The organism is Streptomyces sp. NPDC056347 (genome assembly GCF_042262625.1).
Lineage (GTDB): Bacteria > Actinomycetota > Actinomycetes > Streptomycetales > Streptomycetaceae > Streptomyces.
The window spans coordinates 1-6,444 of sequence record NZ_JBHJQP010000279.1 but is presented as its reverse complement, the minus strand read 5'-3'; the positions used below and the strand labels follow the sequence as shown (position 1 = coordinate 6,444).

General features: G+C 68.5%; 5 protein-coding genes. 1 reads left to right on the top strand and 4 read right to left on the bottom strand.

Annotated features, from left to right (window positions below):
* From ACFCV8_RS35100 to ACFCV8_RS35085, 4 genes are all read right to left on the bottom strand, one after another.
* The coding region (locus tag ACFCV8_RS35100; RefSeq protein ID WP_376689573.1) for an MFS transporter at nucleotides 1-1,272 on the bottom strand (1,272 nt) is incomplete at its 3' end.
* A gap of 125 nt (nucleotides 1,273-1,397) precedes the next feature.
* The gene (locus tag ACFCV8_RS35095) at nucleotides 1,398-2,480 is read right to left on the bottom strand and encodes an inositol-3-phosphate synthase (RefSeq protein ID WP_376689572.1); all 1,083 of its coding nucleotides are present in this window, start codon (nucleotides 2,478-2,480) and stop codon (nucleotides 1,398-1,400) included.
* A 61-nt stretch (nucleotides 2,481-2,541) separates the two neighbouring features.
* Entirely contained in the window at nucleotides 2,542-3,249 is a 708-nt protein-coding gene (locus ACFCV8_RS35090) for a helix-turn-helix transcriptional regulator (RefSeq protein WP_376689571.1), read from the bottom strand.
* 538 nt (nucleotides 3,250-3,787) lie between these two features.
* The gene (locus ACFCV8_RS35085) at nucleotides 3,788-3,916 is read right to left on the bottom strand and encodes a hypothetical protein (protein ID WP_376689570.1); all 129 of its coding nucleotides are present in this window, start codon (nucleotides 3,914-3,916) and stop codon (nucleotides 3,788-3,790) included.
* Between the two features lie 153 nt (nucleotides 3,917-4,069).
* Here ACFCV8_RS35085 and ACFCV8_RS35080 point away from each other — a divergent pair, with 153 nt between their 5' ends.
* Nucleotides 4,070-6,391, top strand: a complete 2,322-nt coding sequence (locus tag ACFCV8_RS35080) for a transglycosylase domain-containing protein (RefSeq protein WP_376689569.1) — start codon at nucleotides 4,070-4,072, stop codon at nucleotides 6,389-6,391.
* Nucleotides 6,392-6,444 lie beyond the last annotated feature (53 nt).

The window sequence follows — 6,444 nt, the reverse complement described above, 5'->3', positions numbered from 1 at the left end:
GACAGCGGGGGTTCCGTCGGCCCGTTCCCATCGGAACAGCAGCACGGCGACGACCGCGTACACGACCGCCACGCCGACCACCACCGCGACCGATCGCCCGTCGGGCGGCAGGAGCAGGGCGGCTACCGCGGCGGCGCCCACGAAGGCGACGTTGAACAGCACGTCGTAGAGGGAGAAGACGCGCCCGCGGAAGGAGTCCGCCACCGAGGTCTGCACCACGGTGTCCGTCGCGATCTTCGCGCCCTGGGTGACCAGGCCGAGAACGAATGCCGCGGCCAACATCGGCAGAGGGTCGAACCAGAGCGCCAGCGCGGGTTCGAGGACGGCGGCCGAGGCTGCGCACACCGTCATCCAGCGGAATCGCCCGAGCCGCCCCGCCGCCCAGGGCGTCAGCACGGCCGCCGCGAAGAAACCCGCGCCGGAGACGCCCACGGCCAGCCCGAGGAGGGCCAGCCCCTCGGTCTCACTCCCGGTCCAGGCGTACCGGCACAGCATCAGTACCGTCACGGTCAGCGCTCCGTAGCAGAAGCGCATCGCGGTCATGGCGGCCAGTACCCGGCCCGCCTGCTTCCGTGCCGCCAGGTGGCGCAGGCCGTCGGCCAGCCCGCGTGCGGTGGCGGCCAGCGCCTCGCCCAGCCGGGCCCGCGGCCCGTGCCGGTCCGGCCCGAGCAGCTCGATCGCCAGGGTCAGGGACGCCAGCGCCGAAGCGAGGTAGAGGGCCGCGCCCAGCAGGACCACCGCGGCGTCGGAGTCCGACAGCAACAGCCGCACGGCGAAGGCGAGGCCGCCGCCCGCGGTGGCCGCGAGCGTACCTGCGGTCGGCGAGAGCGAGTTGGCCAGCACCAGCCGGTCGCGGTCCACGACGCGCGGCAGCGCGGCCGAGAGCCCGGCCAGGACGAAGCGGTTGACCGCGGTGACGCACAGCGCCGAGATGTAGAAGAGCCAGTCGGGCACGGAGCCGAGTACGAGGAGCGCGGTGCAGCAGGCGAGTGCGGCCCGCAACAGGTTCCCGTACAGGAAGACCTGGCGGCGCGGCCAGCGGTCGAGCAGGACGCCGGCGAACGGACCGATGACGGAGTAGGGAAGCAGCAGCACTGCCATCGCGGAGGCGATGGCGCCCGCCGAGGCCTGTTTCTCCGGTGAGAAGACGACATGGGCCGCCAGTGCCACCTGGAAGACCCCGTCGGCCGACTGGGAGAGGACGCGTACCGTCAGCAGGCGGCGGAAGTCCCGAAGGCGCAGCAGAACGCGCAGATCACCGACGACGGCCATGCGATCAAGAGTCACATACGTTGAGGGTCCCCGGGCAGATTGCCCGGGGACCCTCAACGGTACGGAGCCTCAGGGAGCGTGATGGCCCGGCAGTACGCCGTGCGCCCGCTCCGTGTCCGGCTGCGTCAGTTGGCGACCTCGCCGCGGATGAACTTCTCGACGTTCTCGCGGGCCTCGTCGTCGAAGTACTGCACCGGCGGGGACTTCATGAAGTAGGAGGACGCGGAGAGGATCGGGCCACCGATGCCGCGGTCCTTGGCGATCTTCGCGGCGCGCAGGGCGTCGATGATGACACCGGCCGAGTTCGGGGAGTCCCAGACCTCGAGCTTGTACTCCAGGTTCAGCGGAACGTCACCGAACGCGCGGCCCTCCAGGCGGACGTAGGCCCACTTGCGGTCGTCCAGCCAGGCCACGTAGTCGGACGGGCCGATGTGGACGTTCTTCTCGCCGAGGTCCCGGTCGGGGATCTGCGAGGTGACGGCCTGCGTCTTGGAGATCTTCTTGGACTCCAGGCGCTCGCGCTCGAGCATGTTCTTGAAGTCCATGTTGCCGCCGACGTTCAGCTGCATCGTGCGGTCCAGGATGACACCCCGGTCCTCGAAGAGCTTCGCCATCACACGGTGCGTGATGGTGGCGCCGACCTGCGACTTGATGTCGTCACCGACGATCGGGACACCGGCCTCGGTGAACTTGTCCGCCCACTCCTTGGTACCGGCGATGAAGACCGGGAGGGCGTTGACGAACGCGACCTTGGCGTCGATGGCGCACTGCGCGTAGAACTTCGCGGCGACCTCGGAACCGACGGGCAGGTAGCAGACGAGAACGTCGACCTTGCGGTCCTTGAGGATCTGGACGATGTCGACCGGCGCCTCGGCGGACTCCTCGATGGTCTCGCGGTAGTACTTGCCGAGACCGTCGTGGGTGTGGCCGCGCTGGACGGTGACGCCGGAGTTCGGCACGTCGCAGAGCTTGATGGTGTTGTTCTCGCTGGCACCGATGGCGTCCGCGAGGTCGAGACCGACCTTCTTCGCGTCGACGTCGAAGGCGGCGACGAACTCGACGTCCCGCACGTGGTACTCGCCGAACTGGACGTGCATCAGACCGGGCACCTTGCCGGCCGGATCGGCGTCCTTGTAGTACTCGACGCCCTGGACCAGCGAGGCGGCGCAGTTGCCCACGCCGACGATGGCTACGCGAACCGAACCCATTCCGGTTGCTCCCTGTGTGTTTTGGATGTTCCCGATGAGGACCCGCGGAACTGCGGGGGCCTCACTTTGAGGTGTCGTCGGACGGATCCGGCGGGGTGTCACCCCGGCGCCGGGGCAGGCCGCCCGTCTCTCCTGCGGTGTTCTGCTGAGCTTCGCTCCCGGGCGAGGACCGTCGCTGATCCCGTCCCGACCGCTCGCTCTCGATGAGCTCGTTCAGCCAGCGCACTTCGCGCTCCACGGATTCCATGCCGTGCCGCTGCAGCTCAAGCGTGTAGTCGTCGAGGCGCTCGCGAGTGCGGGCCAGCGAGGCCCGCATCTTCTCCAGCCGCTCCTCCAGCCGGCTGCGCCGGCCTTCCAGCACCCGCATCCGCACCTCGCGCTCCGTCTGCCCGAAGAAGGCGAAGCGGGCTGCGAAGTGCTCGTCCTCCCAGGAATCGGGGCCGGTGTGCGAGAGCAGCTCCTCGAAGTGCTCCTTACCTTCCGCCGTCAGCCGGTAGACGATCTTGGCGCGGCGCCCGGCCAGCGAGGATGCGGGAGCGACCGCACGGCCGGTGGCGGGCGGGGCGTCGGCGGGGACGGCCCCCGGTTCCTCGGCCAGCCAGCCGTTGGCGACCAGCGTCTTGAGGCAGGGGTAGAGGGTGCCATAGCTGAAGGCGCGGAAGATCCCCAACGAGGTGTTGAGGCGCTTGCGCAGCTCGTAGCCGTGCATCGGGGACTCGCGGAGCAGACCGAGAACGGCGAATTCGAGGATGCCCGAGCGTCTGCTCACCTTCGCCTCCTTCTTCTCCGAGTGCTGCTGCTGCCCCCTGCGGAGCTCCGTGCTGAGCGGGTCCGTCGAGCTGATGTGCCGAGCTGATGTATCGACTCGATACATCCAGACGATAGATCGGTACCCGCGATGCGACAAGGGGGGCCATCGTGAACGGCGTCACATCGCGAATTCGTAGGCACCGACTTGCGTTGTTTGGGGTGAAGTTCGGTCCTAGGAGGGTTTTGACCGTGCGTAGTCTGTGCGGCATGCAGACCACCGGGAACCGCGCGACGCGCCCGAGCGTCAGACTTCGCGGGCCAGCCGGACGCATGGCGGACGAGCCTGCCGGAGGGCTGGTCCGTAATTCGGGGGGACCGGATCTCAACTGCCGCTTCCAGGCGCTCTCGCCTGCCCGAGGAGTAGTCGTTCGATGAGCGAGCACCGTCGCAAAACGCCCCAGCCGCAAGGTGGCGGGCGCGCAGCGGCCAGACGAGCTGCCCAGCAGTCCTCAGGACGCCGCGCCGCTCCGTCACACGGAGTCACCTCCGAGTCACCTTCAGGTTCGCACAGCGGGGGCGGTCCGCACGGCGGACGCGCCGAAGCCCGCCGAGCGGCCCAGCGCGGAGGCGCGGGCCGTGGTGGCGGCGGTGGTGGACGCCGCCGTGGTGGCGGCGACGGAGCGCACGAAGAACCCGGCAGAGGGCGCGGCCGCAAGGCCCGGCGCCCTGCCAAGAAGCGTTTCATCGATTACCCGCGCGCCGAGAAGGACGGCCTGCGGCGCTGGCTGCCGTCGTGGAAGCTGGTCACCGGTCTGTGCATCGGCTTCCTCGGAATGCTCATGGGCGTCGCCACCATCGCCTACGCGATGGTGGGCAAGCCCAATGTGAACGAGGCGGCGGAAGCGCAGAACAACGTCTACCTCTGGGCCGATGGCTCGCAGATGATCGCCACCGGTGGGGCGGCCAACCGCCAGATCATCGACTACGAGCAGATCCCCGAGGCGATGCGCAACGCCGTCATCTCGGCCGAGAACAAGTCCTTCGAGCACGACAGCGGCATCGACCCCATGGGTATCGCCCGCGCCCTGTTCAACATGGCCACCGGTGGTGAGACCCAGGGTGGTTCGACGATCACCCAGCAGTACGTGAAGAACTCGCGCCTGTCGCAGGAACAGACCCTGAGCCGGAAGTTCCAGGAACTCTTCATCACGCTCAAGGTCAACAACGACATGAAGAAGAGCCAGATCATCACGGGCTACCTCAATGTCTCGTACTACGGCAGGGGCGCTTCGGGGCTCCAGGCGGCGGCTCGTGCGTACTACAACAAGGACGCCGTCGATCTCAACCCGAGCGAGTGCGCGTTCATGGCCTCGCTGCTCAAGGGCGCCTCGTACTACGACCCGGCGGGCGCCCCCGAGGTCGACCCCGAGCAGGCCACGGCGAAGCTGAACACCGAGCGGGCCAAGAAGCGCTGGAAGTGGATCCTCGACGAAGAGGTGAAGGACGGCCGTCTCTCGCAGACGGAGCGTGCCAAGTACACGGTGTTCCCGATGCCCAAGCCGCCGAAGCAGAACGCCCAGCTGGGCGGTCAGACCGGCTACCTGGTCGAACTGGCCCGGAAGTACTTCCTCAGCAACAACACCGACGGCGTCACGGCGGAGATGCTGGCCCGGGGCGGCTACCAGATCCGCACGACCTTCGAGAAGAAGAAGGTCAACCAGCTCGAAGCCGCGGTCAAGAAGGTCTACAAGGACAAGATCGATGCGAAGAAGCGCCCGGAGACGGACACCCACGTCCAGTTCGGCGGCGGCTCGATCGACCCCAAGACCGGCGCCATCGTGGCGATCTACGGCGGCGAGGACGCGACCAAGCACTTCACCAACAACGCCAACCCCACCGGCGCCCAGGTCGGCTCGACCTTCAAGCCGTTCGTGCTGGCGGCGGCGATGGAGTACGGCAAGCGCAACCCCGCGCTCGGCGAGGACCAGGGACCGTCCGATCGCACGAAGGTCTCGCCGCTCAGTATCTACAACGCCGACAACCTGCTGCGGATCAAGAAGTACAACGGCCAGATCTGGGCCGACGAGAACGGCAAGGAGTGGCGCCAGGCCAACGACGGCGGCGAGTCGAAGGGCAACATCACCCTGCGCGAGGCGATGCAGTGGTCGGCCAACTCCCCGTACGTACAGCTCGGTATGGACGTCGGCACCGACAAGGTGAAGGAAGTCGCCATGGCCGCCGGGCTGAAGGACGACGGCAGCCTGGCGAACGCGACCGTGCCGTCGTTCTCCATCGGTACGTCCTCGCCCAGCGCGATCCGGATGGCCGGCGCGTACGCGACCTTCGCGGCCAGCGGCCAGCAGCGTGAGCCCTACTCGGTCTCCGAGGTGAAGTACGGCGGCAAGACGGTCTACCGGCACGAGACCGCCAACAAGCGCGCCTTCGACGCCGCGATCGCCGACAACGTCACCGACGTCCTGAAGAACGTCGTCGAGAAGGGGACGGGTACCCCCGCACAGCTCCCCGGCCGGGACGTGGCGGGCAAGACGGGTACGACGGACGACAACAAGTCCGCCTGGTTCGTCGGCTACACGCCGCAGCTCTCCACGGCGATCAGCATGTACCGGCTCGACGACAACGAGAAGAACAAGAACCGCAAGTTCGAGAAGATGTACGGCACGGGTGGTGAGAAGACCATCCACGGTGCGTCGTTCCCGGCCCAGATCTGGCACGACTACATGGCGGGCGCGATGGAGGGGAAGCCGGTCGAGAGCTTCCCCGAGCCGGAGCCGATCGGCGACAAGGTTTACGGCGGCGGCGCGCAGAGCCCCACTCCCACGCCCCCCGCGACGACCGATCCGTCGCCGACCACCTCGGAGACCGAGGAGCCGAAGGAGACCACGCCCCCGGCGTCGCCCGACCCCACCGAGACCTGTGGCCGATGGGACTGGGACTGCCAGCACAACAACGGCGGGGCCGGCAACGGCGGCAACGGCGGGGATACCACCGGCACCGGGGGGGACCCGTCGACGACGCCCCCGCCGCAGACCGGCGGGGGCTGGAACGGCGGGGCCGGCAACGGCGGCAACGGCAATGGCGGCAACGGCAACGGCAACGGTGCCAACAGCGTCGGCGCCGTCTTCGGCGGACCGGAGGGATAGCGCCGCGCCCGTCCGGCCGGCCACGACATGAGGGCCGCCGCACCCCCCCGGGG